Origin of the sequence: Streptomyces hirsutus, from assembly GCF_001418415.1 — a bacterium.
GTDB classification, from domain to species: domain Bacteria; phylum Actinomycetota; class Actinomycetes; order Streptomycetales; family Streptomycetaceae; genus Streptomyces; species Streptomyces hirsutus.
The window spans coordinates 1-1,330 of the sequence record NZ_LIQT01000728.1; the positions used below are offsets into that span (position 1 = coordinate 1).

General features: G+C 72.7%; 1 protein-coding gene. It reads right to left on the minus strand.

Features of this window, described 5'->3' with window-relative positions:
• Nucleotides 1–1,330: PepSY-associated TM helix domain-containing protein (locus AOK11_RS37980; RefSeq protein ID WP_055598161.1), on the minus strand; the 1,330-nt coding region annotated here is incomplete at both ends.

Sequence of the window (1,330 nt, forward strand, 5' to 3'; positions counted from 1 at the left end):
CCCTCCGTTCTTCCGGCCCCGCCGGTGTGCGATCTCCCCGAGGACGATGTCGACGGCGAGGAAGGCGGCCAGCGGGATGCCGAGGAGCGGAACGAAGTAGCCGAGTACGGCGATCGCCGCCAGCAGCGGGACGAGGATGTACGGCGGGACCTGCTGCCAGGCGCCGCGTGGGATCGGCCGGCCGAAGGACGAGCCCCGGCCGCGCTGCCACCACATGCGGTAGCCCCACAGGATCAGCAGGACGAGGGAGGCCGCGAGCAGCATCAGCGCGATCTGGTTGGGTAGGCCGAAGAGGCTGCCGGTGTGCAGGTCGATGCCCCAGCGGCTGAGTTTGGCGAGCACCGGGTAGTCGGCCCACCGCACGACGTCGGTGACCTGGCCGGTGGCCGGTTCGACGGCGACGGCGTCCTGCTTCTCGGGCCAGCTGCGCTGGATCTGCTTCACGACGTACGCGGAGGCCGCGTCGGCGGGCGGGACGATCTCCACCGGGTTGTCGAGCCGCTCGGCCCGTGCCGCCGCGAGGACCCGGTCGAGACCGACCCCGTGCGCCGCGTCGCCGCCGGTGCCGCCGGCCGTGCCGTGCTCCGCGTGTTCACCGCCTGCCGCGGCCGACACCGCGGGCGTCTCCTGGCCGAGCGAGGCGCGCAGGTCGGCGATGTTGGCGCCGGTGTACGTGGACCAGGTCAGCCCGGTCGCGGAGAGGAAGACAAAGCCGACCGCGGCCCAGGCGCCGATGCCGCCGTGCAGACCCAGGGTGCGCCGTCGGCCGCTGGTGCCGCGGATTTTCCGCAGGGCGCGGCGGCGGGAGAACCAGAGCACCAGGCCGCCGCCGGCGATCACCCACAGCCAGCTGGCCGCGAACTCGCTGTAAAGGCGGCCCGTCTCGCCGAGGTGCAGGTCGCGGTGGAACTCGTCGATCCAGGTGCGCAGCGGCAGCGCGCCGCTGGAACCGTACTGCTCCAGCGCACCGCGCACCTCCCCGGTGTACGGGTCGACGAACACGGCGAGGGTGTGGTTCGGGTCCACGTCCGCCACGCCGGACAGCATCACTCTGGTCGTCGCGCCCGCCTCGGGCGAGGGGCGTATCGCGGACACCGTGCCTTCGGGGTGGGCCTTGCGGGCGGCGGCGACCTGTTCGGAGAGGGGCAGTTCACGGTCGCCGACGGGGACGGTCAGCTCATGGTCGTAGACGATCTTCTCGGCCTGGAAGGACGCGGCGTACAGCAGGCCGGTGAGGGCGGCGACGAGCAGGAAAGGGGCCACCACCACGCCCGCGTAGAAGTGCAGGCGCAGGATCAGGGGGCGCAGGGTGCTCCAGCCGGATCTCTGC